This is a genomic window from Parvularcula dongshanensis (assembly GCF_014199615.1).
GTDB lineage: Bacteria > Pseudomonadota > Alphaproteobacteria > Caulobacterales > Parvularculaceae > Parvularcula > Parvularcula dongshanensis.
Genome location: NZ_JACHOB010000001.1, coordinates 272,153 through 294,967 on the forward strand (window position 1 = coordinate 272,153; position 22,815 = coordinate 294,967).

At 68.8% G+C, this 22,815-nt stretch carries 26 protein-coding genes; 8 read left to right on the forward strand and 18 right to left on the reverse strand.

Features of this window, described 5'->3' with window-relative positions:
- Nucleotides 1-4: 4 nt before the first annotated feature.
- The 5 genes from cpaB to GGQ59_RS01215 form a co-directional block, all read right to left on the reverse strand.
- On the reverse strand, nucleotides 5-754 hold the full coding sequence (gene cpaB, locus GGQ59_RS01195) for a Flp pilus assembly protein CpaB (RefSeq protein ID WP_183815080.1): 750 nt from the start codon (nucleotides 752-754) through the stop codon (nucleotides 5-7).
- A gap of 99 nt (nucleotides 755-853) precedes the next feature.
- The gene (locus tag GGQ59_RS01200) at nucleotides 854-1,339 is read right to left on the reverse strand and encodes an A24 family peptidase (RefSeq protein WP_183815082.1); all 486 of its coding nucleotides are present in this window, start codon (nucleotides 1,337-1,339) and stop codon (nucleotides 854-856) included.
- A gap of 76 nt (nucleotides 1,340-1,415) precedes the next feature.
- Nucleotides 1,416-1,616 carry a Flp family type IVb pilin gene (locus tag GGQ59_RS01205; protein WP_183815084.1) on the reverse strand — a complete coding sequence of 67 codons (201 nt, stop codon included), beginning with the start codon at nucleotides 1,614-1,616 and terminating at the stop codon, nucleotides 1,416-1,418.
- 118 nt (nucleotides 1,617-1,734) lie between these two features.
- Nucleotides 1,735-1,926 carry a Flp family type IVb pilin gene (locus GGQ59_RS01210; RefSeq protein ID WP_183815086.1) on the reverse strand — a complete coding sequence of 64 codons (192 nt, stop codon included), beginning with the start codon at nucleotides 1,924-1,926 and terminating at the stop codon, nucleotides 1,735-1,737.
- Between the two features lie 136 nt (nucleotides 1,927-2,062).
- Nucleotides 2,063-2,737: a Crp/Fnr family transcriptional regulator gene (locus tag GGQ59_RS01215; RefSeq protein ID WP_183815088.1), complete on the reverse strand. Its 675-nt coding sequence runs from the start codon at nucleotides 2,735-2,737 to the stop codon at nucleotides 2,063-2,065.
- Nucleotides 2,738-2,911: 174 nt separating this feature from the next.
- Here GGQ59_RS01215 and GGQ59_RS01220 point away from each other — a divergent pair, with 174 nt between their 5' ends.
- Nucleotides 2,912-3,463 carry a pilus assembly protein N-terminal domain-containing protein gene (locus tag GGQ59_RS01220; RefSeq protein WP_183815090.1) on the forward strand — a complete coding sequence of 184 codons (552 nt, stop codon included), beginning with the start codon at nucleotides 2,912-2,914 and terminating at the stop codon, nucleotides 3,461-3,463.
- On the opposite strand, the gene GGQ59_RS01225 is transcribed toward GGQ59_RS01220, so the two are convergent.
- From GGQ59_RS01225 to GGQ59_RS01240, 4 genes are read right to left on the reverse strand one after another with little or no spacing between them, the layout of a single operon-like run.
- Nucleotides 3,373-4,593 (reverse strand): acyl-CoA synthetase family protein, encoded by a 1,221-nt coding sequence (locus tag GGQ59_RS01225; protein ID WP_183815092.1) that lies wholly within the window; start codon nucleotides 4,591-4,593, stop codon nucleotides 3,373-3,375. The two genes, GGQ59_RS01220 and GGQ59_RS01225, sit on opposite strands and share 91 nt — an antisense overlap.
- Nucleotides 4,590-5,402, reverse strand: coding sequence for an aminotransferase class IV (locus GGQ59_RS01230; protein ID WP_183815094.1), 813 nt, complete (start codon nucleotides 5,400-5,402; stop codon nucleotides 4,590-4,592). The genes GGQ59_RS01225 and GGQ59_RS01230 overlap by 4 nt, the downstream gene beginning before the upstream one ends.
- Nucleotides 5,399-5,965, reverse strand: a complete 567-nt coding sequence (locus tag GGQ59_RS01235) for an anthranilate synthase component II (protein WP_183815096.1) — start codon at nucleotides 5,963-5,965, stop codon at nucleotides 5,399-5,401. Before GGQ59_RS01235 ends, GGQ59_RS01230 begins: the two co-directional genes overlap by 4 nt.
- A complete protein-coding gene (locus GGQ59_RS01240) occupies nucleotides 5,962-7,116 on the reverse strand; it encodes a chorismate-binding protein (protein WP_183815098.1) in 1,155 nt (384 codons plus the stop codon). The genes GGQ59_RS01235 and GGQ59_RS01240 overlap by 4 nt, the downstream gene beginning before the upstream one ends.
- Nucleotides 7,117-7,231: 115 nt before the next feature.
- Between GGQ59_RS01240 and GGQ59_RS01245 the strand changes: the two genes are divergently transcribed.
- Nucleotides 7,232-7,954 (forward strand): Bax inhibitor-1/YccA family protein, encoded by a 723-nt coding sequence (locus GGQ59_RS01245; protein ID WP_183815100.1) that lies wholly within the window; start codon nucleotides 7,232-7,234, stop codon nucleotides 7,952-7,954.
- A gap of 54 nt (nucleotides 7,955-8,008) precedes the next feature.
- Here the strand turns inward: GGQ59_RS01245 and GGQ59_RS01250 are convergent, their stop codons facing one another.
- Complete coding sequence (locus tag GGQ59_RS01250) at nucleotides 8,009-8,842, reverse strand: class II aldolase/adducin family protein (protein WP_183815102.1); 834 nt, start codon at nucleotides 8,840-8,842, stop codon at nucleotides 8,009-8,011.
- 123 nt (nucleotides 8,843-8,965) lie between these two features.
- Between GGQ59_RS01250 and GGQ59_RS01255 the strand changes: the two genes are divergently transcribed.
- Entirely contained in the window at nucleotides 8,966-9,712 is a 747-nt protein-coding gene (locus GGQ59_RS01255) for a TerC family protein (protein ID WP_183815104.1), read from the forward strand.
- 51 nt (nucleotides 9,713-9,763) lie between these two features.
- Nucleotides 9,764-9,970: a dodecin family protein gene (locus tag GGQ59_RS01260; protein ID WP_183815106.1), complete on the forward strand. Its 207-nt coding sequence runs from the start codon at nucleotides 9,764-9,766 to the stop codon at nucleotides 9,968-9,970.
- A 107-nt stretch (nucleotides 9,971-10,077) separates the two neighbouring features.
- Here GGQ59_RS01260 and atpC read toward each other — a convergent pair whose 3' ends face one another.
- The 6 genes from atpC to GGQ59_RS01290 form a co-directional block, all read right to left on the reverse strand.
- The gene (gene atpC / locus GGQ59_RS01265) at nucleotides 10,078-10,458 is read right to left on the reverse strand and encodes an ATP synthase F1 subunit epsilon (protein ID WP_183815108.1); all 381 of its coding nucleotides are present in this window, start codon (nucleotides 10,456-10,458) and stop codon (nucleotides 10,078-10,080) included.
- Nucleotides 10,459-10,507: 49 nt separating this feature from the next.
- Nucleotides 10,508-11,935 carry a F0F1 ATP synthase subunit beta gene (gene atpD, locus GGQ59_RS01270; protein ID WP_183815110.1) on the reverse strand — a complete coding sequence of 476 codons (1,428 nt, stop codon included), beginning with the start codon at nucleotides 11,933-11,935 and terminating at the stop codon, nucleotides 10,508-10,510.
- A gap of 62 nt (nucleotides 11,936-11,997) precedes the next feature.
- The gene (locus tag GGQ59_RS01275) at nucleotides 11,998-12,876 is read right to left on the reverse strand and encodes a F0F1 ATP synthase subunit gamma (protein ID WP_183815112.1); all 879 of its coding nucleotides are present in this window, start codon (nucleotides 12,874-12,876) and stop codon (nucleotides 11,998-12,000) included.
- Between the two features lie 2 nt (nucleotides 12,877-12,878).
- Nucleotides 12,879-13,259 carry a hypothetical protein gene (locus GGQ59_RS01280; protein WP_183815114.1) on the reverse strand — a complete coding sequence of 127 codons (381 nt, stop codon included), beginning with the start codon at nucleotides 13,257-13,259 and terminating at the stop codon, nucleotides 12,879-12,881.
- 39 nt (nucleotides 13,260-13,298) lie between these two features.
- The gene (gene atpA, locus GGQ59_RS01285; RefSeq protein ID WP_183815116.1) at nucleotides 13,299-14,837 is read right to left on the reverse strand and encodes a F0F1 ATP synthase subunit alpha; all 1,539 of its coding nucleotides are present in this window, start codon (nucleotides 14,835-14,837) and stop codon (nucleotides 13,299-13,301) included.
- Between the two features lie 4 nt (nucleotides 14,838-14,841).
- Entirely contained in the window at nucleotides 14,842-15,390 is a 549-nt protein-coding gene (locus tag GGQ59_RS01290; RefSeq protein ID WP_183815118.1) for a F0F1 ATP synthase subunit delta, read from the reverse strand.
- 238 nt (nucleotides 15,391-15,628) lie between these two features.
- Between GGQ59_RS01290 and GGQ59_RS01295 the strand changes: the two genes are divergently transcribed.
- Together GGQ59_RS01295 and GGQ59_RS01300 are read left to right on the forward strand one after the other, a co-directional pair.
- Nucleotides 15,629-16,405 carry an NAD kinase gene (locus tag GGQ59_RS01295; RefSeq protein WP_183815119.1) on the forward strand — a complete coding sequence of 259 codons (777 nt, stop codon included), beginning with the start codon at nucleotides 15,629-15,631 and terminating at the stop codon, nucleotides 16,403-16,405.
- Between the two features lie 111 nt (nucleotides 16,406-16,516).
- Complete coding sequence (locus GGQ59_RS01300; protein ID WP_183815120.1) at nucleotides 16,517-18,370, forward strand: EAL domain-containing protein; 1,854 nt, start codon at nucleotides 16,517-16,519, stop codon at nucleotides 18,368-18,370.
- On the opposite strand, the gene GGQ59_RS01305 is transcribed toward GGQ59_RS01300, so the two are convergent.
- Nucleotides 18,367-19,323: an NAD(P)/FAD-dependent oxidoreductase gene (locus tag GGQ59_RS01305; protein WP_183815121.1), complete on the reverse strand. Its 957-nt coding sequence runs from the start codon at nucleotides 19,321-19,323 to the stop codon at nucleotides 18,367-18,369. The genes GGQ59_RS01300 and GGQ59_RS01305 overlap by 4 nt on opposite strands.
- Before the next feature lie 37 nt (nucleotides 19,324-19,360).
- On the reverse strand, nucleotides 19,361-19,888 hold the full coding sequence (locus tag GGQ59_RS01310; protein WP_183815122.1) for a hypothetical protein: 528 nt from the start codon (nucleotides 19,886-19,888) through the stop codon (nucleotides 19,361-19,363).
- Nucleotides 19,889-20,014: 126 nt separating this feature from the next.
- Between GGQ59_RS01310 and GGQ59_RS01315 the strand changes: the two genes are divergently transcribed.
- On the forward strand, nucleotides 20,015-21,214 hold the full coding sequence (locus GGQ59_RS01315; RefSeq protein WP_183815123.1) for a cation:proton antiporter: 1,200 nt from the start codon (nucleotides 20,015-20,017) through the stop codon (nucleotides 21,212-21,214).
- A 133-nt stretch (nucleotides 21,215-21,347) separates the two neighbouring features.
- Nucleotides 21,348-22,814 (forward strand): hypothetical protein, encoded by a 1,467-nt coding sequence (locus GGQ59_RS01320; RefSeq protein WP_183815124.1) that lies wholly within the window; start codon nucleotides 21,348-21,350, stop codon nucleotides 22,812-22,814.
- Nucleotide 22,815 lies beyond the last annotated feature (1 nt).

The following is a 22,815-nucleotide window of genomic DNA, read 5'->3' on the forward strand; positions in this document are numbered from 1 at the left end:
CTTCTCAGCCCTGGCCGTAACGCAGGACGATGACTTCGCTGCTCGATTCGTTCTTTCGTTCCTGCACTTCGCCATCGAACATCGATCGCAGGACGAGGGTCAGCGCCTTGCCCTCCCGCGCGACGAGGAAGGGACGGACCTCGGAGGGGCTGAGCTCGAAGGTGACGCTCGATCCCTTGATCGAGTTGGGGCCGCCCTCTTCGCGCAGCGTCTGATCGATCGCGATGACGCGGACGTTGGACAGGATGGTCTGCGTGACCGTCTCCGCGCCCTCGCGGCCGGTGGCGATGATGTCCACACGGTCGCCCGGCAGCACGAAGCCGGACGTCGTCGAGTCGCCCGAGAGGTTCGCGCTGATCGCGCGCATGCCGGGCGTGAGGAGCGCGGCCATCAGGCCGCTATCGCCTTGCTGTACGGTCTTCGCTTCGATGATCGGCTCGCCCTCGTGAATGGTCGTCCGGGCTCGGCGCGAAGACAGACTCTCGTAGAACTCTTCGTCGTCTTCGGTGATGAGATGGGGCGGCACACTGTCGGCCGGCCATTTGAGCCAGGTCGTCAAGGCGGGGTCGATCGCCGTGCCCCGTTCGAAGGTCTGGTCCGCGACGAGCACGCGGACGGTCTCCATCTGCTTGGCTTGCGGTATGGCGGCTTGGACGGACCCGGCCTTGTCCTTGCCGCCGGTTGCGACCATGAAGAACGCACCACCACCGGTGATGACGGCGACACCCAACAGTAACAAACGACTCTTGTTCACCGTCAACTCCTCCGGCCACCAGCACGGCTCTCTGCTCGAACCCTAGGCCGGAACAATCAAAACAGTGTTAAGCGCGTCGCCCTCTGTCAGGGCCGCTGTTTACGAAAACAGCGGGCTCTTGGACAAGCTGGCGATGCCGCCAATAGCGATCGCGACGCCGTAAGGCATGACCTTGGTGCGGTCGTGCATCTGCACTAGCCAAGCATGGGTGTATGCAAAGACCGGCATCGGCCTGCTCCTGAACTTCACGAGCAGGAAGGCCAGCACCGCGCCCGATAGCGTCGTATAAAGAACGAATGGCATGACGGCCTGCACGCCGAGCCAGGGCCCGAGCGCAGCCATCAGCTTCGCGTCGCCCGCACCGAGGAGCCGGAAGGAGAACAGCGCGAAGCCGACGACGAGAAAGATGCCGCCCACGCCGGCCGCGCTGATCGCCTCGCCGGCGCTGAGGCCGCACAACAAGGCCGCGATGGGCCAAGCGGCGAGAAGTCCCGCCACGTAGACGTTGGGAATCTTGAAGCGCTGAACGTCGTGCAGCGCACAGATGACGAGCACTGCGATTGGAACGGCCGCGACGATAAGCATTGAGCAGGACCCGGGATACGTACGCCCAGACTATGCGCTCAGCATTGCCCGAGCGTTAACCGCGTCTTCGGGACGATCAACGGCACTCGGCGCGGGTCGGATCGTTCAAGCACAGGTCGACTTCGTTGTACTGCTTGTTCATCGTCGTCGCGAGCGCGCTCAGCGACCCGATGATGGCGACGGCGATCAACGCCGCGATCAGCCCGTACTCGATGGCCGTCGCACCGTCCTCGTCTTGCGAGAACCACCCAGCGATGGCTTTCAAACGGTTGACCATTTGATCCTCCAAACCCTCTGCGACCCCCCGATGGGTCGAGGAAGAAAAACGGGGAGAAGAGCAAGAACTCTTCTCCCCGCAGAACAAGCCTATCAGGCCCGTTCCGGACTAATCAGAGTTAGTCTTTGCAAGTCGCATCGTCAGGGTTGTTGATGCAGAAATCAACTTCGTTGAACTTGGCGTTCAGCGTGTCGCCCAGCGCGGTGACCGCGCCGATGATCGCGACGGCGATCAGGGCCGCGATGAGGCCGTATTCGATGGCGGTCGCGCCGTCTTCGTCTTTGATGAAACGTTGGAAGAGGTTCGTCATGTCGGTTCTCCTGCTAGCCTTCCCACAATCTGGTCTTGCACTCTCCAGATACAGTCACTCTAAGCTCGCTCCGTAAACAAAGAGTCTTCGGATTCCGATTTATACAGTAAACGCACGTTAGTAGACTCGGCCTGCATCAACGATACGCCGCGCGGTGCAGCGCATCGCCGTCCAGCACGGTGAGGCCAGGATAGGCGCGGCGCGCGATGCCCTCGCCGATCAGGGTCGCCACTGCCCCTGCCGCCTCGACATCCGTGACGCCCGCCGCCTCCGCGAGCGCCGCGTGCCGCGGCATCTCCGGGATGCTCAGTCCGGCCGCATCGCGCCGTACCAGGGTCAGGAGGTGCCGGTAGACGCGCGCTTCGGGGCGCGAAGTCGCCTGAAGCGTTCCGTTGGTTCGCATAGCGAGCTGGAAGAAGGCCCAGGCCAGGCTCGCCTCTTCACGGCACAAGGCGCGCAGATCGGCCGTCTCTATGGCCAGGACGTGCACTTCGGTGACCGCGTGCAGCGCCTTCGTCGCCATGCTGTCGTCGTTGAACGCCAGCGCGCCGAGGCCGAGAAGCGCGCCCGCGGAGACCTCTTCGACGCTGACGTCCCCCCGCTCGCCGTTCGCGGAAGTCAGGCGGCCCTTGCCGTCATGGACGGCGTAGACGACCGAGCCGTCGTTCTGTCCCATCGTGAAGATCGTCTCGCCCGCCGCGAAGACCAGCGGCTCGCAGAGACCGGCGAGCGCCTGACGGCTTCCTTCGTCGAGCTCGCCGAAGGCGTCCCAGTGGGACAGAGCGGCGATCACGGACAACGCGTCCTGCATCATCGGTTCCTACCCTGAATGTCCATGCCGGTGCCCTTCCGGCGAGACGCGAAGGTAGGAGCTGAAACCTTGCATCACCGTAAAGGCGAGGCGCCTTCACGGCTTGGCAACGAAAAGCTGCTTGTCTTCGGGCAACGAGCCTGCCTTCCGGCGGGCGCAAGACGCGGTGACGAGATGAACCGACACGCTCTTATTAGCTGCCTCGGCGCGGCGGTCCTGGCATCGGCGCCCAGCGTCGCGGACGCCGGCGAGGTCTGGCTCTCCCTCGATACCAACCGGACGTTCACCCTGCCCGTGCCGGTCGGTAAGATCGTGATCGCGAACCCCGCCGTGGCCGACGTTCAGGTGCTTTCGTCGACCGAGCTTCTGATGTTCGGGAAGATGCCCGGCGACACGGCCATCTCCTTCTACGATCGGGCGGGCAAGCGCCTCGACGACGTGACCGTCCGTGTCGGGAACAGCCGTAAGGGCCGTCTCACGCTGCAGAACGGGCCGCAACGCTACACCTTCTCCTGCACCGACCGCTGCGAGCAGACGCCCGTCTATGGCGATGGCGCCCTCCTGCCGGCGCAGGCTCTGATGGGGATGGCGCAAGCGCGCGCGGCTGCCGCTTCGCAACCCTCTCAGTTCGGCGCTCAGGCCGTCGCCGTGGCCGAACCCGAAGAGACCCCGCCGGCGGAAGCCGCCGACGCCGGCTCGGCGCCCGCTTCCTCGACGAAGGTGTAGATGCGCGGCCGCTCGGGCGGCTGCAGGCGGGCTCTGCACCACTCGTCGATCGTCCAGGCGAGGTCCTGGTTCGCTTCGAACCCGGGGCGCAGCTTGATCGAGGCGATGAGGCGGTCGAGCGCGCCGGCCCGCTGGGACAGGCGCACCGTGCAGCTCTCGACCGCGTCGTGCTCCGCGATCATCTCGCCGATCTTGACGGGGAAGACGTTGATGCCGGCGATCTGCACGGCCCCGTCCCGCCGCTTGCCCAGGCGGAACGACCGGTCCGTCTGCCAGGTGAGGTCGTCCATCGGGAGGGCGGGAAGCGTAGCGCCGTTCGGCCTGTGCCGGATCAGGCCCTGCCCCGACCGGCTCCAATGATCGAAGAGCAAGAAGGGATCGGACGGCGAGTCGCGCCAGCCCACGACGCCGGTCTCGGTCGAGCCGTAAAGCTCGCGCATGGCGCCGAGCCCTCGGCCCCGAAGCCGCTCGGCGAGGTCGGGCGTCAGCGCCTCGCCGAAGGAGAGCCCGACCACGTTGGACGGGATCGAGGGCAGCGTGTCGGCGAGGTAGCGCCACAGGGTCGGCGTCGCGATGACGACGTCGCCGAAGCGTAAGGACTCCGCCATCTCGTCCGGCGTCAGCCTTCGCGCGTCGACCACCTCGAGCCGCTGAAGGTTCGGGGCCAGAACCGCGCTGACGAGGCCCATCAGGCTCCCGCGGGAGACGAGCGTGGCGGCCCGGCGCCGACCTTGGAGGAGGCCCGCCACCCCGCGCGCGTCTTGCCAGATGTCGTCTGCGGCGTGCCGGGTATCCGCCGCGCCGCCATGGGTTGCGGGGTGGAAGCGGAAGGCGGTCATCTCCGCTCGGATCATCGCGGAGACCTGCCCCGCCCAGTCGCCGAACCGGTCGTTCGGCCCCACCCGCACCGCGTCCTCCGGCATGCCGAAGAAGATCGCAGCGCGCCGCGCGCAGGCTCTCGCCTGTTCCGCCGTGACGTCGGCGCCTTCGACGCCGAGCCGCGTGTCGGCGGTCCAGCTCGCCTGGGTCAGCCCCTCGACGTAGCGGCCGAAGCTGCGCGCGAGCTCGTCCGCGGTCAGCGCGGTCAAGATCGAGACGATCTGCTCCGGCGTCAGGGTGAAGCTTCTCAAGACAGGGCCTCCCGTTCGAGGACGTCGTAGAGCCTCCCGAGCGGGTTGTCAGAGGATGGCGGCAGCGAAAGGCCGGCGGGCTGCACCCCGGTCAGGCTGTTCGTACGGAAGAGCGTGCCGCTCTCCACCTCCTCCATAAGGAGCGGCCGCACTTCGACTTCGATCCCTGCGGACGGCGCGGCGGCGAGGAGGCGGCTTCGCACGATGCCGGGCAGCACGCCCTCGCCGACCGGCGGCGTAGCGAAGCCTTCGCGGGTGCGGAGCCACAGGTTGCCGATCGTGGTGCAGACCGGCCGCCCGGCCGTATTCAGGACCAGCGCATCGTCGGCCCCTGCCCGCGCGGCCTCGGCGCGGGCGAGGATCATGTCCTGATAGCTCAGAGTCTTCATCCGGCTCGCGAGACTCCATTCGTTTCGCCGCGTGGCGGCAAGGGCGAGGCGGATGGGGCCGCCGGGCGACGCTGCCATCGGCGCCGAGGCGACCACCAGGACGGGGCGCTGCTCGGCACGCGGGATCGGCGCCGTGCCGCGGGGGCCTGGCCCCCGGCTCAGGGTGATGCGGACCGAGGCGAGCCCCGCCCTCCCTTCGAGCACGGCGGCCACGCCCGCCCTCGCGGCCGCCTCGTCGAAGGGCAGGTCGAGGAGCGCAGAGGAGGCGGCCATCCGCTCGAGGTGGTCGGAGAGGAATACCGGGCGACCCTCCACGGCCTTCAGCGTCTCGAAGAGGCCGTCGCCGAGCGTGGCGCCCCGGTCGTTCGCCGCGAAGACGAGCGCGTCCTCCGCGACGACGGCGCCGTCCGCCCAGATCACGCCGGTCCCCGGGTCGTCGCGACGAAGTTCTCGATCATGCAGTGACCTCCCTCGGTCAGCAGGCTCTCGGGGTGGAACTGTACCCCGACATGCGGGCGCGATTCATGGCGGAAGGCCATGGGCAGGCCGTCTTGCGTCCAGGCGACCTCGCGCAGCGCCGGGCCGGCAACGCCGATCAGGCTGTGATAGCGGGCCGCAGCGAAGGGGCTCGGCACGCCCGCGAAGAGCGGGTCACCCTCATGGCGGACGAGGCTCGCCCGGCCGTGCACCGGTTCGGAGGAAACGACGGTCCGCCCCCCATAGGCCTCGGCGATCGCTTGGTGGCCGAGGCAGACGCCGAGGATGGGCGTGTCCGGCAAGGCGGCGATGAGCGGCAGAGCGATGCCCGCATCCGCGGGCCGCTTCGGCCCCGGCGAGAGGATGACGCCTTCCGGTCGCAGCGCGCGGGCCTCGTCCAGAGTGATCGCGTCCGCCCGAACGACCCGCGTCTCGGCCCCCGCCTCGCGGGCGTAGCGGGCGAGCGTCTCGACGAAGCTGTCGCGGCAGTCGAGGAGGAGGATCATCCCGGCCCCGCCATCGCGCGGAACGGGTAGGCTTTGGCCTCGGTCTCCGCCCACTCGGCCGCAGGGTCCGAGAGCACCGTCACCCCGCCGCCCGCGCGCACGTCGAGCCGGGCCATCCGCGCGCCATAGGTCAGAACGCCGGTGCGGATCGGCACGGAGAAGACGGCGCGGTCTTTGCTGATCGCGAAGACCGTCCCGCAGTAAGGTCCCCGCCCCTCGCCTTCGAGCGCGGCGATGACGCTCAGCGCCTCGGGCTTCGGCGCCCCCGTGACCGAGCCGCAGGGGAAGGCGGCTTCGAGCGCGTCTACGGGGCCCAGTCCCGGGCGAAGCTCCGCCGTGATACGGCTGTAGAGGTGATGGACGTGCGGCAGCGTCCGCAGGGCGCAAACCGGCCCCGCCTCGACGCTCCGGTCTCGCGCGACCTTCGAGAGGTCGTTGCGCAGAAGGTCGGCGATCATGACGTTCTCGGCCCGGTCCTTGGGGTCCGAGGCGAGCGCTGCTGCGAGCGCCCGGTCCTCGTCGTCGGTGCCGCCGCGCGGCCGCGTGCCCTTGATCGGCTCGGCCGTCACGCGAGAACCCTCGACCCTCAAGAAGAGCTCGGGCGAGTTGGACAGGACCGCCCCCTCCTCGGTCTGCAGGAGGGCGGCGTAGTCGGCGGCGCGTGCGTCGCAGAGGCGCGCGAAGAGCGCGTCGGCGAGGCGCTCTTCCTTCGCGAACGAGGCGCTGAGGCGTCGGGACAGGTTCGCCTGGAAGAGGTCGCCCGCCCGGATGCGCCGGATCACCTCGGCGACCTTGCGCTCATACCCGTCGCGCGCGTCCGTTCCGCTCTTTCCGAGCGGGACGGGCGCGGCCGCCGTCTTCGGCGGCTCGGCGGGCGTCACCCTTTCGAAGGTGCCGATCCAGGCGCGCGGCAGGGACCGGCCCTCATGGAGCGGCGGGGGCGGCAGCGTCAGGGACGGCTCCGTTTCTGCCGCCGCTTCGTAGCCGATATAGCCCGCGACGAGCCCGTCATCGGGACAGGCGCGGACCGCCTCGCGCAGCGGGGCGAACACGCCGCCCTCGCCGCGGCTGACCGCCAGAAGTCCTTCGCCTCGCCGCCACGCCCCCAGGAAGCCTGGCCCCAGAAGAACGCTCGAGAAAGAATCGTTCACGTTTTCCCCTCAGCTTTCGCGGTCTGAGGCGATTGAATGGCGGCAAGTCATCGCTACATTCGTCGCGGAACCGTTCGGCGTCTCCAGGTAAACCGCCGAACCAAGGGAGTTTGAGATGTCAGAGACGGATCGTCTTTACAAGAAGAACGCCGGCACCGCGGGCGTCGTCGCCTTCGACGAGGGCCTCCGCCGCTACATGATCGGCGTCTACAACTACATGGCGCTCGGCGTCGCCGCGACCGCGCTGATCGCCTTCGGCTTCCTGATGAGCCCGGCGGCCATGCAGACCGTCGCGGGCCTGTCGTTCATTCCCTTCATCGCGCTGATCGCGCTTGGCTGGTTCGCCCCGCGTCTGATCATGAACGGCTCGAAGGCGACCGCGCACGGCGCCTACTGGGCCTACGTCGCGCTCTGGGGCGTTCTGATCGGACCCTTCGTCGCCGGGTACATCGGCATGGGCATGGCCGGCCTCGTGGCGCAGGCCTTCTTCATCTCGGCCTCGATCTTCGCGGCGATGAGCCTCTACGGCTACACGACCAAGAAGGACCTGTCGGGCTGGGGCCGGTTCTTGTTCATGGCGTCGATCGGCTTCCTGGTCGCGATCGTGGTGAACTTCTTCCTCGCCTCGACCATGTTCAGCCTGCTCATCTCGTTCGGCGTCGTCCTCCTGATGTCGGCGATCACCGCCTTCGAGACGCAGATGATCCGCAACCTCTACGTCGAGGGCGCGGGCGAGATGAACGAGCGCTCCTCGATCTTCGGCGCCTTCGCGCTCTACGGCTCCTTCATCAGCCTCTTCGTGCACGTGCTGAACATCCTCGGCATCATGCGCGACTAAGCGTCGGCCCTCTACTGCGATCGAAGCCCCCGCCCCGGCGGGGGCTTCTTCGTTTCAGCGGTCCCAGCCTGGGTTCTGCCGCGAGAGCTTCCGCATCAGGGCGGGCCAGGTGAGGTTGTCGCCGAGGCCCTTCGTGAAGCCCGGCGCGCCCTGCCGCCCGACGAGGTCCGCCATCTCCTCCGTATCCTCGAGGAGCGCGTCGTCCCCCGCCGCTTGCGCCAGGATCTGCGTCCGGCAGGCCTGCTCGAGGATGTACATGCGCAAGAAGGCGAGCGCGCAGTTCTCGCCCAGCGTCAGCGTGCCGTGGTTGCGCAGCATCATCATGTGCCGCTGCCCGAGGTCCCGGACGAGCCGCTCGCGCTCCTCACTCTCCAGGGCGATGCCTTCGTAGTCGTGATAAGCAAGGTCCCCGATCACGATCATCGCGAACTGCGTGTAGCGGTGAAGCCCGCCCTTCTGCGCCGACACCGCGACGCCGTAGGGACTGTGGAGGTGGAGGACGCAGCCCGCATCGTGCCGGTGCAGGTGAACGGCGGAGTGAACCACGAAGCCCGCCGGGTTCGTGAAGTACGGGCTGTCCACGACCTTCCGGCCTTCCATGTCGATCTTGACGAGCGACGAGGCCGTCATCTCCTCGAACAGGGCGCCGTAGGGGTTGATCAGGAACCGCGCTTCCCCGTCCTCGTCCGGCAGGCGGGCCGAGATGTGCGTGAAGACGAGGTCGTCCCAACCATAGAGCGCGGCGAGGCGGTAGGTCGCGGCGAGCTCGCACCGGATCTGCCACTCATGGTCCGAGACCTTCCCATTCAGGCTCGGCAGGCTCGCAGGGTCCGGCAGGTCGAAGCCGGCCCCGACCCCGGCGAGCACGTTGGCGGCGTGGTGTTCCATGATCGCGTCCTCCTTTTTCGAGAAACGCTACGCCTGCCGTCGGGCCTCGCCAAACGCCTCTCGCTGCGGACGGAACCGGCCCGGCGATGGGGCCGTTCGCGAGCTTCTGACGCAAGGGACGCCATGCTCGACCTTCTCACCAACCCGGCCGCCTGGGCGGCGCTTGCCACGCTGATCGTGATGGAGGTCGTGCTCGGCATCGACAACCTCGTCTTCATCTCGGTCCTCACCAACAAACTGCCGGAGGAGAAGCGGCGCCCCGCGCGCAGGATCGGCATCGGTGCCGCGCTGATCCTGCGCCTCGCCCTTCTCTCCCTCATCACCGTCATCATTGCGCTCGAAGAGGACCTGTTCGAGGCGTTCGGCCACGGCTTCTCGGTGCGGGACCTTATCTTGATCGCGGGCGGCCTGTTCCTCGTCTGGAAGGCCACGCGCGAGATTCATGAATCGATGGAGCCTGAGACCGAGCACACGGCGGGCGTCGCGAAGACCACGGCCACGATGAGCGTCAGCGCGGCGGTGGTTCAGATCCTGCTGCTCGACATGGTATTCTCGATCGACTCCATCCTGACCGCGATCGGCATGACAGACTTCGTCCCCGTCATGTTCATCGCCGTGATCGTCGCCGTGGGCGTCATGTTCTTCGCGGCCGACCCGCTCGGAAACTTCATCGCCCGCAACCCGACTGTCGTCATGCTGGCGCTCGGCTTCCTCCTGATGATCGGCATGACGCTGATCGCGGACGGCTTCGGCTTCCACGTGCCCAAGGGCTACATCTACGCCGCCATGGCCTTCTCGGCCTTCGTCGAGGCCCTCAACGTCTTCGCGCGGCGGCGGAAGGGTGCAGCGGTCACTGAGCCCGCCGCTTGACCCGCGGCGGTGCCGGTCCTTCCCTTCGGTCGCCGAGAAGGAGAAAGCATCATGGCCATCGCCCGCGTCACCGACATCATCGCCGCTTCGAAGGACAGCTTCGACGACGCCGTGAAGAAGGGCGTCAAGCGCGCCAACAAGACTCTCAAGAACGTGCAGGGCGCCTGGGTTCAGGACATGAAGGTCGAGTGCGACGGTGACGGCAACATCCAGGAGTATCGGGTCGCGATGAAGGTGACCTTCATCCTCGAAGACTGAGCGGGCAGCGCGGTGCGGGCGGAGCGTACCGTGCCCGACCTAGCGCCCCGCTCGCGTCGGCAGCTTACCCTACCTAGTACCCGACCTCGCCGGTACCCGAGCCCGCGTCAGTAGCCTGCCAGCACGTCCACGGCGCGCTGCTGCTCGAGCACCTGCTCGGGCGTGCCGCCTTCGCTCAACGCCTTCTGCGCGGCCTGCTTCTGCCGGCCGAGCACGTCGCCCTTCAGCTCGTCCTCGGGGATCGCCACCTCGGCGAGAACCGTGAGGCCCTCGGGGTTCACGTCGGCGAAGCCGCCGCGGACGAAGAGACGACGCTCCGTGCCGGCGTTGCGGATGACGAGGATGCCCGGGCTGAGCGTCGACATCAGCGGCGCGTGGTTCGCCTGGACCTCGAACAGGCCTTCGGTGCCGGGCACGAGCACGCTGTCAGCCTCGCCCGAGGCGTACTCGCGCTCCGGCGTGACGAGGGAGAAGGGAAGCTTGGCCATCAGGCGTCTCCAGTGTCAGGGCGCGGCCGGGCCGCGCCCTAGAAGATCGTTACGCCGCTTCGGCGAGGCGTTCGGCCTTGGCTACCGCCTCGTCGATGGAGCCGACGAGGTAGAAGGCCTGCTCGGGCAGGTGGTCGTACTCGCCCGCGATCAGCGCCTTGAAGCCCTTGATCGTCTCTTCGAGCGGGACCTGAACGCCCGGCGAGCCCGTGAAGACCTCGGCCACGTCGAAGGGCTGCGACAGGAACCGCTCGACCTTACGCGCGCGCGCCACGGTCAGCTTGTCCTCTTCGCTGAGCTCGTCCATCCCGAGGATGGCGATGATGTCCTGCAGCGACTTGTAGCGCTGGAGGATCTGCTGGACGCCGCGAGCGGTGTCGTAGTGCTCCTGGCCGACGACACGCGGGTCGAGGATCCGGCTCGTCGAGTCGAGCGGGTCCACGGCGGGGTAGATGCCCTTCTCGGCGATCGAACGGTTCAGAACCGTCGTCGCGTCGAGGTGGGCGAAGGACGTGGCCGGGGCGGGGTCGGTCAGGTCGTCGGCGGGCACGTAGACGGCCTGGACCGAGGTGATCGAACCCTTGGTCGTGGTCGTGATCCGCTCCTGCATCGCGCCCATGTCGGTGGCGAGGGTCGGCTGGTAGCCAACGGCCGAAGGGATGCGGCCGAGCAACGCCGACACTTCCGAGCCCGCTTGGGTGAAGCGGAAGATGTTGTCGACGAAGAAGAGGACGTCCTGGCCCTGGTCGCGGAAGTGCTCGGCGACGGTGAGACCCGTCAGCGCGACGCGGGCACGCGCGCCCGGCGGCTCGTTCATCTGACCGTAGATCAGCGAGGCCTTGGAGCCCGCGGCGGAGCCGTCGTTCTTGGACGGGTCCTTGTTCACGCCGGACTCGATCATCTCCCAGTAGAGGTCGTTGCCCTCACGGGTGCGCTCGCCGACGCCGGCGAAGACCGAGTAGCCGCCGTGGACCTTGGCGATGTTGTTGATCAGCTCTTGGATGAGGACCGTCTTGCCGACGCCCGCGCCGCCGAAGAGGCCGATCTTGCCGCCCCGTGCGTAGGGGCAGAGGAGGTCGACGACCTTGATGCCGGTCACGAGGATCTCGCTCTCCGTCGACTGCTCGACGAAGGCGGGGGCCGTCGCGTGGATCGGGCGGCGCGTCTCGGCGTTGACGGGACCGAGTTCGTCCACCGGCTCGCCGATGACGTTCATGATCCGGCCGAGCGTCGCTTCGCCCACGGGGACCTGGATCGCCTCGCCCGTGTCGGTCACGGTCTGGCCGCGCACGAGACCTTCGGTCGAGTCCATCGCGATGGTGCGGACCGTGTTCTCGCCCAAGTGCTGGGCGACCTCGAGGACCAGGCGGTTGCCGTGGTTGTCGGTCTCGAGCGCGTTCAGGATCGACGGCAGGTGGTCGTCGAACTCGACGTCCACGACCGCCCCGATCACCTGCGCGATGCGTCCTTGTGCCATGACTTGCATCTTCCTTTCGTTCGGTGGCGCCTAGCGCCTTCCTCGTTCTTCCGCCAACTGCCCTAGACGCTTTCCGCACCGGCGATGATCTCGACGAGTTCCGTCGTGATCTGTGCCTGGCGGGCGCGGTTGTACTGCAGGTTCAGCGTATCGATCATCTCGCCGGCGTTGCGGGTCGCGTTGTCCATGGCGGACATGCGCGCCCCCTGCTCGGACGCCGCGTTCTCGAGCAGCGCGCGGAACACTTGCACGGCGACGTAGCGCGGCAGGAGCGTCGTCAGGATCGCCTCCTCGTCCGGCTCGTACTCGTAAGGCGCGACGGGCGCTGCGTCCTGCGGCCTTGCGGGCGGCTTCGCCGGGATCACCTGGCTCGCGGTCGGAACCTGCGCGATCACGGACTGGAAGCGGCCGTAGAAGATGGTCGCGACGTCGAACGCCCCCTCTTCGTAGAGCGCGAGCAGCCGGTCGGCGACGTCCTTCGCCTGTTCGAAGCCGACCGTCTTCGTGCCCTCGGTGTCGTAGTGCTCCAGGATTAGGTCGCCGTAGAGGCGCTTCAACTGATCCCGGCCCTTCTTGCCGATGGTGAACAGGCGGACCGTCTTGCCCTGCCCCTGCAGCGAGACAATGCGCTCGCGCGCGAGGCGGACGATCGAGCTGTTGAAGCCGCCGCAGAGCCCACGGTCGGCGGTCGCGACGACCAGGAGGTGCACCTGATCCTTGCCCGTCCCGGTCAGAAGCTTCGGCCCCGGCGCGCCGGGCGTGAGGCCCGCAGCGAGGTTGCCAAGCACGGTCTCGATCCGCTGCGCGTAGGGCCGCGCGGCGGTCGCCGCCTCCTCGGCTCGGCGCAGCTTCGCGGCCGCGACCATCTGCATGGCCTTGGTGATCTTCTGCGTCGAGCGGACCGAGGTGATGCGGTCCTTGAGGTCTTTGAGGCTGGGCATGTTTAGTCCGCCACTTCTGTTTCTTCTTCGGTCACCCCGCAGAGCTCTTCTGCCCGGGTGACCAGCATCGTTCCGACCATCATCGCGAAGGCTGCACGGCTAGCGCCTGTCCGACCATCACCAAGACCTGCCACTCTTACGAACTTCTCCGCTTCGATGAGTGATTGATCATCAGGATTTGCGACCAGTTGACCGAACGCCTCCGCTACGCACTGGCAGTCTTCCGGCGACTGCCCCTCGCAATCCGTATCAACCCCTACGCGAACGCCGGAGCTCAGATAGTTCTCGCGTAAACGGTCCGCTTTCGACGTACTCGCACAACCTTCGAGCACGAAGATCGAAGAGGCGAGAAGCACGATCAATCCGAACTTGTATCGAGCCATCGTACGTCGCCTCAAACCAATCCTACGGAGCTACCGTCTCTACGCGAAGCTCTTCACGAACTCGTCGAGGATGCCCGTCAACTTCGTGTCGGTCTCGTCCGAGAGCTTCTTCTCGGTCCGGATCGTCGTCAGCAGGTCGGCGTGCCTCGCGTGCATGTGGCGCAGAAACTCGGCCTCGAACTCGCGCACCTTGGCGGTCTCGATCTTGTCGAGGTAGCCGCGCGTGCCCGCGAAGAGGACGACGACCTGCTCTTCGACCTGAAGCGGCGAGAACTGGGGCTGCTTCAGCAGCTCCGTCATCCGCGCGCCGCGGTTGAGCGTCGATTGCGTCGCCGCGTCGAGGTCCGAGCCGAACTGCGCGAAGGCCGCGAGCTCGCGGTACTGGGCGAGGTCGCCTTTGATCTTGCCCGCGACCTGCTTCATCGCCTTGATCTGCGCGGCCGAGCCGACCCGGCTGACCGACAGGCCGACGTTCACGGCCGGGCGGATGCCCTGGTTGAAGAGGTCGGTCTCGAGGAAGATCTGGCCGTCCGTGATCGAGATGACGTTCGTCGGGATGTAGGCCGACACGTCGTTCGCCTGCGTCTCGATGATCGGCAGCGCCGTCAAGGAGCCCGAGCCGTGACCCTCGTTCAGCTTCGCCGCGCGCTCGAGGAGCCTCGAGTGCAGGTAGAAGACGTCGCCCGGATAGGCTTCGCGCCCCGGCGGACGGCGAAGGAGCAGCGACATCTGACGGTACGCCACGGCCTGCTTGGACAGGTCGTCGTAGACGATCGTGCAGTGCATGCCGTTGTCGCGGAAGAACTCGCCCATGGCGCAGCCCGCGAAGGGCGCGAGGAACTGGAGCGGCGCGGGCTCGGACGCGGTCGCGGCGACGACGATGGTGTAGTCGAGCGCGCCGTTGTCCTGCAGCGTCTTGACGATCTGCGCGACGGTCGAGCGCTTCTGCCCGATCGCGACGTAGATGCAGAACATCTTGCCCGAATCGTCCGTCGCGGCCTCGTTCGGCTCGCGCTGGTTCAGCATGGCGTCGACGCAGATCGCGGACTTGCCGGTCTGACGGTCGCCGATGACCAGCTCACGCTGGCCGCGCCCGATCGGGATCATCGCGTCGATCGACTTGATGCCGGTCTGGACGGGCTCGTGCACCGACTTGCGCGGCAGGATGCCTGGCGCCTTCACGTCGACGAGGCGGCGCTCGGCGCTTTCGATCGGGCCCTTGCCGTCGATCGGGTTGCCGAGCGGGTCGACGACGCGGCCGAGGAGGCCCTTGCCGACGGGGACGTCCACGATCGCGCCCGTGCGGCGGACCGTCTGACCTTCCTTGATGGTGCGGTCGTCGCCGAAGATGACGACGCCGACATTGTCGCTCTCGAGGTTCAGGGCCATCCCCCGAATCCCTTCCGCGCCTTCGAACTCGACCATCTCGCCCGCCTGGACGTTGTCGAGGCCGTAGACGCGGGCGATGCCGTCACCGACGGAAAGGACGGAGCCGATCTCGGAGACCTCGGCCTCCTGGCCGAAGTTCGCGATCTGCTGCTTCAGGATCGAGCTGATCTCAGCGGCGTTGAGTTCCATGGTCTTAGGCCTCTTTGAGACGCGCGTGCAGTCTGTTGAGCTTGGTCTTGAGCGAGTTATCCATCATCCGGCTGCCGACCTTCACGATCAGGCCGCCGAGGAGCGAGGGATCAACTTGGGTAGTGAGGTTCACGTCCTTGCCGACGGCGCGGCCGATCTCGGCGCGCAAGGCGGCTTCTTGTTCTTCCGAAAGCGGATGCGCGCTGACGGCCTCGGCCGCGACCTCGCCGCGCGCCGCGGCGGCGCGTTCCAGGAACGCCCTCGCCACGCCGTCCATCGCGAAGAGACGCCCGTTCCGGATCAGCAGAAGGACGAGGTTCCGCGTGAGCGCATGCGCGCCCATGCGGTCGAGCACGGCCGTCATGCCGCGCGTCTTGTCCTCGGACTCGAAGACGGGCGACAGGGCGAGGCGGCGCAGATCCTCCGAGGAGGACATCGCGGCGCGCAAACCCTTCATGTCCTCTTCGAGCGGCGCGATCGCGTCCTGCTCGCGAGCGAGGTCGAAGAAGGCGCCCGCATATCGCTCGGCGACGGCGGCGCGGTCGTCTTGCATGCAAGGCTCCCGGAGACGGGCGGAAGGGCGGCGCCGGCGGCGCGCCCTCTCGGCGGTGAGTGATGACGGGACGACGGGGCCGCCCCAGAAGTTCCGCGGGCGGGTAGCACACGGGACCAGGGGGCGCAACGCGTTCGGACGGCGCAACTTCCCTCATTCGTGAGAGGCCGACGCCGCCTCGACGGTGACGGATGCCGGCTACCCTTGCTCGCAGGAGCGCATCCTATAAAGCCGCCCCATGTCCCGTCCCGCCCCGCAGCGCATCGCCTTCTTCGCGAACGACCGACCCGCCGCGCAGGAGGCCCAGAAGGCGCTGATCGCGCGCTACGGCGACTGCGATCCCCACGACGCGGACGTCGTGGTGGCCTTGGGCGGCGACGGCACCATGCTAGAGGTGCTGCGCGAGACGATGGCGGCCAACGTGCCGGTCTACGGCATGAACTGCGGCACGGTCGGCTTCCTGATGAACGAGCTTCAGACCGACGACCTGCCCAAGCGCCTCGCCGAGGCGGACGCGGCCCGGATCAACCCGCTCGTCATGACCGCGACGAACCGGAACGGGGAGACGCAAAGGGCGACCGCGATCAACGAGGTCAGCCTTCTGCGACAGACCCGGAACACGGCGCGGATCACGATCAAGGTCGGCGGAAAGGTCAGGCTCCACCAGTTGATCTGCGACGGCGTGCTCGTCTCGACGCCCGCCGGCTCGACCGCCTACAACCTCTCGGCGCACGGGCCGATCCTGCCGATCATGTCGAACCTCCTGGCGCTGACGCCGATCAGCCCGTTCCGCCCCCGCCGCTGGCGGGGCGCGCTTCTGCCCTACGACGCCGAGGTGAGCTTCGAGGTCCAGGACCCTGAGTTCCGGTCGGTCTCGGCGACGGCGGACAACGTCGAGGTGCGCGACGTGGTCTCCGTCGCGGCCAAGATCGACACCGATCGGACGATGACCCTCCTCTTCGATGCGGGGGCGAGCCTCGAAGAGCGCATCGTTCAGGAACAGTTCTCGCATTAACGCTTTCGCAGTGAACGGCTCCTTGGCAAGGACGCGTTAACGATTGAGCGGTTAATCCTGGCCGCAAAGCCTTGCCGGTTCATGTCCGGCGTCGGCAGCGAGGGTTAACCCATGAGCGCACAGGCCGTTCGTCTCACCGAAGTCGACATCGACAACGCGCTCGCGAACGACCATCTGAGCCTCGTCTTCCAGCCGCTCTTCGCCTTCGAGGACGGAGACCTGCTGCGGATGGAGGTCTTCATCCGCTGGGACCACCCCGGCCTCGGCAGCCTGCCGCCCGGCGCCTTCATCTCCTTCTTCGAGGCGCAGGGACGCATGGGCGACCTGACGCGCTACATCGTCCGGCAGGCCGCGCGGCAGTACAAAGCCTGGCGCGGCACGTCGGGCCCCGGCTGCTCGATCAACCTCGCGCAGTCCGACCTCACCGACCAAGCCTTCCCCGACGACCTCGCGGACATCCTTCGCGAAGAGGGGCTTCCGGCCGAACTCCTGACGCTCGAATGCCCGCCCCTCCCCGGCGGGCCGCGCCTGAAGGAAGTGCAGACCGGCCTCGCCCGCCTCGCCGAGACGGGCTGCCCCCTCGCGATCGAGGTGCGCGGCGCACCGCCCGCCGACCTGGCCGCGCTGTCCCCCTTCCCCTTCGCCGAGATCAAGACCGGCGGCGCCGCGATCCTCCGCTTCGCCCGTACGGCGAAGGGTGGCGCCAGCCTCGAAGCGGTCGAGCAGGTCATCGCGCTCGCCAAGACCCACGACGCACGCGCGGTGGCGGTCGGCGTCGAAGATGCCGAGAGCGCCCTGGCGCTGAAGGGAGCGGGCTTCGACGGCGGTCAGGGCAAGCACCTCGCCGCGGCAGGATCGCTCGAAGGGTTCAGCGCCAAGGCGATCAACGAGGCGCGGCTGACGCTCGGCCTCGAGCCTCTGAGCCAGGAGGCGCTGGGCACCCTGCTCGAGCGCGTCCCGGCCGAGCCCTTGCTGCTCGAAGAGACCGCCGAGGAGACGGCCGACGCAAGCGAACCCGCCGCGATGGCGGACGACGGCCTCTCGACCGCGGAACCGGACGCAGGCGAGCCCGCTGCCGAGGCAGAGGCCGCCCCGGCCGCGGACGCGACGGCGCTCGCCATCGCGCGTCTGAAGGCGCGGAAGATCGCTGCGAAGAAGCTCGCCATGCGGCAAGCGGAGTCCGCGCGGAAGGCCGCCGAGGCGGAGCGTTCCGCCGCGCGGGTCGCGAGCGAGACTGCGCGCCGCCTTCAAGAACGCCTCGCCAAGCAGGTCGCGGCGGAGGACGACGACGACGCGGAGACCGACGCGCCCCACCCCATGGCTCTCGCGCTCGCCGCGCCGGCGGGACGCCCTGACGAGCCTGAAGACGAGCATGCCGGCGTCTTGATGACGGAAAGCCTCGCGCAAGCGGCGCTGGGCCTCGCCAAGACGACGTCCTTCGCGGACGGGATCCGTATCGACGGCTATGGCGGCGGCACAACCTCGGGCGCGCTGGCGCCGATGGCCGAGCCGGCCGTCCGAGAGGGCGGCGCCGCGCCGGCTTCGTTCTCTTCCATGGCCTCGGCCATCCACAAGATCCTCGACGAGCTGCCCGTCCCGAAGGACCAGAAGAGCCGCCTGCGCCAGTCGGCGGAGATGACGCTCGAAGCGCCCGCTCTGCCTTCTCAACCCGCGCCTGCGGAAGCGCTCGCCGAGTTCGACACGCCCGAAGACCGCCTCGACGCCGTCGTCGCGGAGATGCCGGTCCTCGGCGCCGATACGATCACCGGGACCGAAGGCGCAGAGCCCCTCGATACCGAAGCCGCTGGCCTCGCCGCCCGGCTCGGCGCGCCGCGGCGCAAGAAGAAGAACTTCCTCACCCGCAAGTACAAGATCACCCACTTCTGGCCGCGGGGCTGGGTCCGCGCGCATAGGCGCCGCCAAGCCGTACGAGCGACCAAGCTCGCGGCGATCACGGCCGCCTAGAAACCGGCCAGATCCGCGACCCGCTTCGCCGTCAGCGGCGCCAGGAGCACGCCGTTGCGGTGGTGGCCGAGCGCCAGGATCAGCGCCTTCTTCCGTGAAGACCGCCTGACGATGGGCAGACCGTCGCGCGTGCCCGGCCTCACCCCGTCGAAGCGGCGGACGATCCGCCCCTTCGTCAGGCTCGGCATCAACCAGCTCGCCTCGTGCCAGACGCCATCGAGCGCTGCGGGCATGTCGCGCTCCTCCTCCGTAGCGCCGACGTAGAGCGTGCCGTCCGCCTTCGGGCAGAGGTAGACCCCGGGGGAGCGCAAGGTCCGTTCGGGCATTACGGGCAGACCGGCCACTGCGAGGGCGCGTCCGCGCAGTGGCACCATCTCGGCCTCCTCGCGCGGCGCGGCGCCGGTCGCGAGGACCACGGTCGCGGCGCGAAGGGACTCGCCGCCTTCCAAAACGACGCCTTGCGCCTGCTCCGCGTCCCCGACGAGGCCGGAAACCCGGCCGGCGCGGCGCTCCATCCCCGCGGCCTCGCAAGCGCGTTCGAGGGCGGGCAGCAGGCGGCGCGGATCGACTTGGCCCTCGCCGGGCACGAGGAGCGCCCGGCTCGCCTCGACGCCGTCGGGCACGGTGCAGGGCTCGCCAGGCAGCGCGCGCGGCGGAAAGCCGAGGGCGATCACGCCGTCCCGGCGATAGTCGAGGTCACGGGCGGGATCCTCCGCGAGCGACGCCGCGAAGCCGTCCCAAAGCGCCAGGCTGTCCGTACCGAGCTTCAGGAGCGCCCTGCCGCCGAAGTGCAGCGCCTCGAAGCTCGGGCAGAGCATGCCCGCCGCCGCGGCGCTCGCCCGGGGCCCGTCATCGGAAACGAGGACGACCCGCGCGCCCCGCCGCGCCGCCTCGAGCGCGACGCCGAGGCCGATCACCCCGCCGCCTGCCACCGCCATGTCGAAGCTCGTCATCGCCTCCTCGTCGCGGCGAATACGTCCCCGCGCAAGCTCAGGGGAGCCTACGCAGAAGATCCGTCTTCGCCTTCGAACCGGCAGACGAGCCGAAGTAGTAGTTCACCACCGCCGCTGTCATGGTCGCGAGCGCGCCGAGCATGATCGAGAAGGCCGGCTCGGCCTGTTCGGGCAGCACGCGGAAGAGCATGACGGCGAGCACGCCGAAGAAGCCGGCGATCACGCAGGCGGCGAGGATGGCGGGCGTCCTGTCCCGCACCGCGACCTCGCGGGCGCGGGCGTCGGCGCGATCGCTCGCCGCGATCCTCTCGGCTTCGTTCTCCGCCTCGGCCATCGCCGAGCGGAAGTCGTGCTCGGCGCGGCGAAGCGCGAGGAGCGTCGCAGGCGCGCCCGCGAGGATCACCTCGTCGAGCGGCCGGTCGTCGTCTTCGTTCGACAAGGCCCGGCGCAGCGCCTCGGCCGCCGCCCCGGCGAGCGGTCCGCCGAGGGCTGCGGCGAGCGCCGGTGCGCTCTGGGCGACGACCCCCCTGACCCGGGCGAGCGCGCCCTCTTCATTCCTTGGCATGGCTGCCTCCTTGCCGGTGGACGGCGAGGCTAAGGCCGCCGCGGCGGGCTGGGGATAAGTCGTCGGTTGTGCATCCGCCCCGCCATGCCTGTATCCCGGGCGCGAAGCCGGTTAGGGAGGCCTTCGATGATCTGGGCCGTCCTGCTCTTCCCCCTCTCCTGCATCTTGCTGGTCGCAGCGCTCGCTCACTTCGGCGCGCTCGCCTGGTTCGGGGCGCGGCCGCTGCTCACGGCGGGGATCGGCATGGCCGTGGGCATGGCCTTCCGCCGCTTCGGCTTGCCGGGGGCCGACCCCGAGGGCCTGGCCGAGGCGGCCAGGCTCGGCCTCGCCGTCCTCGTCTTCCTCACGATTCAGCAGTGCCGCCCCTCGCGGCTGGCCCGGCTCTCACCCGCCGCGGCACGCCTCGGCCTGCTCGGCGCGCCGCTCCTGATCCTGGCCTCCGGCGCGGCCGTCTTCGCCATCCTGCCCGGCCTCGGGCTTTGGTCGGCGCTTCTGGTCGGCAGCCTCGTGCCGCTCGGTCTCGGCGCGGTCGAGGAGGCTCGCGCCCTGACGGCGCCTATTCCCGACGACACCAAGCGGGCTCTGCGGCTCGAGGCGGCCTACGCCCTCCTGATCGCCCTGCCGATCGGCCTCCTCGTCGCCGCTGCGGGGGTGCCGCCGGAGCCGGGCGACACCTTCGTCGACAACACCTTGTTCGAGGCCTTCGCGGGCGCTGCGGTCGGCGGTGCGATCGGCCTTCTGGGCGGAAGGTTCCTGCCGATCCGCGATGCGGCGATCCCAGCCGCCCCGCTCGTCGTGCTCGTCGTCGCCTATCTCGGTACGCGCGCCGTAGGCTACGACGCGCTGCTCGGCGCGGTGGCGGCCGGCCTCCTCTACGCCGAGGAGGCGCCGCTGCTCGGTCCGGTGCGAAGCCGACTCTACTCGGCCGGTGTCCGCTGGTGCGCGCCGCCGGCCTTCTTCGCGCTCGGCGCCGCGCTCGGCCCCGTACTCTTCCAGTCGGACCCGTTGATCTGGCTCGCCGCCCTCGTGCCACCCCTCGTCCTGCGGCCGGTCGTCCGCTCGGCCGTGCTCGGCGGCACCAGCCTGCCCGTGGCGGACAAGGGCTTCTTGTCCTGGTTCGGGGGGGCGCCCGCCGCGGCTGCGGCCCTCTTCACCGTCAGCCTTCTCGGCAGCGCCTCGAGCGCGGCGCAGGAAGGCGTGGTGGCGGTTGCGACCGTGCTCGTGCTGGCGAGCCTGGCGGTCACGCGCCTCACCTCGACAGCCCTCATCCGACGCCTCGTTCACGCGTCGGCAAGGGCACGAAAGCGCCGCTATGGCACCGCGTGAGCCGAATATTTCTTACCAAGTTCGAAACGACCGTTAATGCACCGTTAACCTAGAACCAAGACAAGGGCGCTGGGGTGAACCGGGGCCGTTGGTGCTCGCGGTCTAAGGGGGCCGCCGAGGGAGGCAGCGCACCATGGGTCACAACAGCGTCGTGCCGTTGACGGCGAGGAAGCACGAAGAGGGAGCGTTCGCCGTGCCGCTCGAGGGGGCCTTGGAGAACGATGAAGCGGCCCACGACGAGGCTTGGCCCCGCAATGCGGCGAACAGCTGGCGTGCGGCGAAGTGGCTCGCCGGCGGCATCCTCGCCGCTTGGCTCGTCGGGTGGCCGATCGGCAGCACGATGGGAGCGACCGCGGCGCTCGGGCGCTTCGCCTTCCGCCTCGGCTACACGATCGAAGTCCTGCTCTTCGCACTGACCACCGCCGCGCTCGTGCTGGCGGGGGGACGCGCCCTCGCGGCCGGGTTCCGGCTCGAGGACAGCGCCGAGCGCCTGAGGCGGGCGGCGAACAGCTTCGCGGGCACGCTCGGGCCGAACGGGACGGCGGCGCGCGCGGAGATCGGCGCCCTCAACGCGGAGATCGACCGCGCGCTCGAACGCCTCGCTTCGGCCGAGAGCATGATCCGTCAGCAGGTCCGGGCGCTCGACAGCGCGGGCGCCGCGATCGAGAGCGGCACCGCGAAGAGCGCGGAGCGGCTGGAAGCGGAGCGCAGCGCGCTGATGAACCTGACCGAAGAGATGAACAAGGAAGCCGAGGCCTTCGCCGAGAAGATCGCCGAACGCAGCCGGACGGCCAGCGAGGCGGGCAGCGCGACCGAAGCGCGGCTTCGCGAGACGAATGAGACCCTCGACGGACAGATCGAGCGGCTCGAAGAGATCTCGCGCCGCTCGCTCGAACGGTTCGAGACGCTCGCCGACAGCATGGCCGGGCGGAGCGAGGCGCTGGCCGCGCAGGCCGAGCAGCAGTCGGAGGCCACCGCGAAGCTCGGCGAGAACCAAAGCGCCCTTCTGCAGGCGCAGAGCGACCTCGCCGACCACGCCAAGCGCATTGAGACCCTGATGAAGGATCAGCGCCAGCGGGCCGAGAAGCTCGCCAAGGCGGTCGCGGACCAGACCGCACGCCTGACGCGCCTCGGCGAGACCGCGCCCAAGCCGAAGCGCCGCGGCGCCTGGCGGGACATCCTGTCCGCCGTCGAGCGCGGCCTGCCCGCCCGGTCGGAGAGCCCCGCCCCCGCCGACGTCAAGGCGGCGATGGACCGCCTCGTCGAACGGATGCACCGCTTCTCGCTGACGATGCGGACGAGCCTTTACGGCGGCCCGGCCCGCGACGACCTCGCCCGGTTCGAAGGGGGCGAACGCCTGATCTTCGTGCGGGAGCTGCTCGAAGAGGATTCGAGCGAGCTTCGTCGCCGGATCGCGACGGAAGCGGGCCGCAACGCGGTCTTCGATTCCGCCGTGCGGGAGTTCCTGGGCGACTTCGACGCCCTCCTCCAGCCGCTCGGCGCGGAGGGCGAAGGCGACGAAGCGATCGCCGAGACGCTCAAGTCGCCGCTCGGCCGGCTTTACGTCCTGGTCGGCACGGCCCTCGGCCGCTTCGACTGAC

Coding starts and splice junctions, on each gene's coding strand:
- GGQ59_RS01200 (WP_183815082.1), bottom strand. CDS start 1,339: ATGCTTATCGTCGCGGCCGTTCCAATCGCAGTGCTCGTCATCTGTGCG.
- GGQ59_RS01205 (WP_183815084.1), bottom strand. CDS start 1,616: ATGGTCAACCGTTTGAAAGCCATCGCTGGGTGGTTCTCGCAAGACGAG.
- GGQ59_RS01210 (WP_183815086.1), bottom strand. CDS start 1,926: ATGACGAACCTCTTCCAACGTTTCATCAAAGACGAAGACGGCGCGACC.
- GGQ59_RS01215 (WP_183815088.1), bottom strand. CDS start 2,737: ATGCAGGACGCGTTGTCCGTGATCGCCGCTCTGTCCCACTGGGACGCC.
- GGQ59_RS01220 (WP_183815090.1), top strand. CDS start 2,912: ATGAACCGACACGCTCTTATTAGCTGCCTCGGCGCGGCGGTCCTGGCA.
- GGQ59_RS01235 (WP_183815096.1), bottom strand. CDS start 5,965: ATGATCCTCCTCCTCGACTGCCGCGACAGCTTCGTCGAGACGCTCGCC.
- GGQ59_RS01245 (WP_183815100.1), top strand. CDS start 7,232: ATGTCAGAGACGGATCGTCTTTACAAGAAGAACGCCGGCACCGCGGGC.
- GGQ59_RS01250 (WP_183815102.1), bottom strand. CDS start 8,842: ATGGAACACCACGCCGCCAACGTGCTCGCCGGGGTCGGGGCCGGCTTC.
- GGQ59_RS01255 (WP_183815104.1), top strand. CDS start 8,966: ATGCTCGACCTTCTCACCAACCCGGCCGCCTGGGCGGCGCTTGCCACG.
- GGQ59_RS01260 (WP_183815106.1), top strand. CDS start 9,764: ATGGCCATCGCCCGCGTCACCGACATCATCGCCGCTTCGAAGGACAGC.
- atpC (WP_183815108.1), bottom strand. CDS start 10,458: ATGGCCAAGCTTCCCTTCTCCCTCGTCACGCCGGAGCGCGAGTACGCC.
- atpD (WP_183815110.1), bottom strand. CDS start 11,935: ATGGCACAAGGACGCATCGCGCAGGTGATCGGGGCGGTCGTGGACGTC.
- GGQ59_RS01275 (WP_183815112.1), bottom strand. CDS start 12,876: ATGCCCAGCCTCAAAGACCTCAAGGACCGCATCACCTCGGTCCGCTCG.
- GGQ59_RS01280 (WP_183815114.1), bottom strand. CDS start 13,259: ATGGCTCGATACAAGTTCGGATTGATCGTGCTTCTCGCCTCTTCGATC.
- atpA (WP_183815116.1), bottom strand. CDS start 14,837: ATGGAACTCAACGCCGCTGAGATCAGCTCGATCCTGAAGCAGCAGATC.
- GGQ59_RS01290 (WP_183815118.1), bottom strand. CDS start 15,390: ATGCAAGACGACCGCGCCGCCGTCGCCGAGCGATATGCGGGCGCCTTC.
- GGQ59_RS01295 (WP_183815119.1), top strand. CDS start 15,629: ATGTCCCGTCCCGCCCCGCAGCGCATCGCCTTCTTCGCGAACGACCGA.
- GGQ59_RS01300 (WP_183815120.1), top strand. CDS start 16,517: ATGAGCGCACAGGCCGTTCGTCTCACCGAAGTCGACATCGACAACGCG.
- GGQ59_RS01305 (WP_183815121.1), bottom strand. CDS start 19,323: ATGACGAGCTTCGACATGGCGGTGGCAGGCGGCGGGGTGATCGGCCTC.
- GGQ59_RS01310 (WP_183815122.1), bottom strand. CDS start 19,888: ATGCCAAGGAATGAAGAGGGCGCGCTCGCCCGGGTCAGGGGGGTCGTC.
- GGQ59_RS01315 (WP_183815123.1), top strand. CDS start 20,015: ATGATCTGGGCCGTCCTGCTCTTCCCCCTCTCCTGCATCTTGCTGGTC.
- GGQ59_RS01320 (WP_183815124.1), top strand. CDS start 21,348: ATGGGTCACAACAGCGTCGTGCCGTTGACGGCGAGGAAGCACGAAGAG.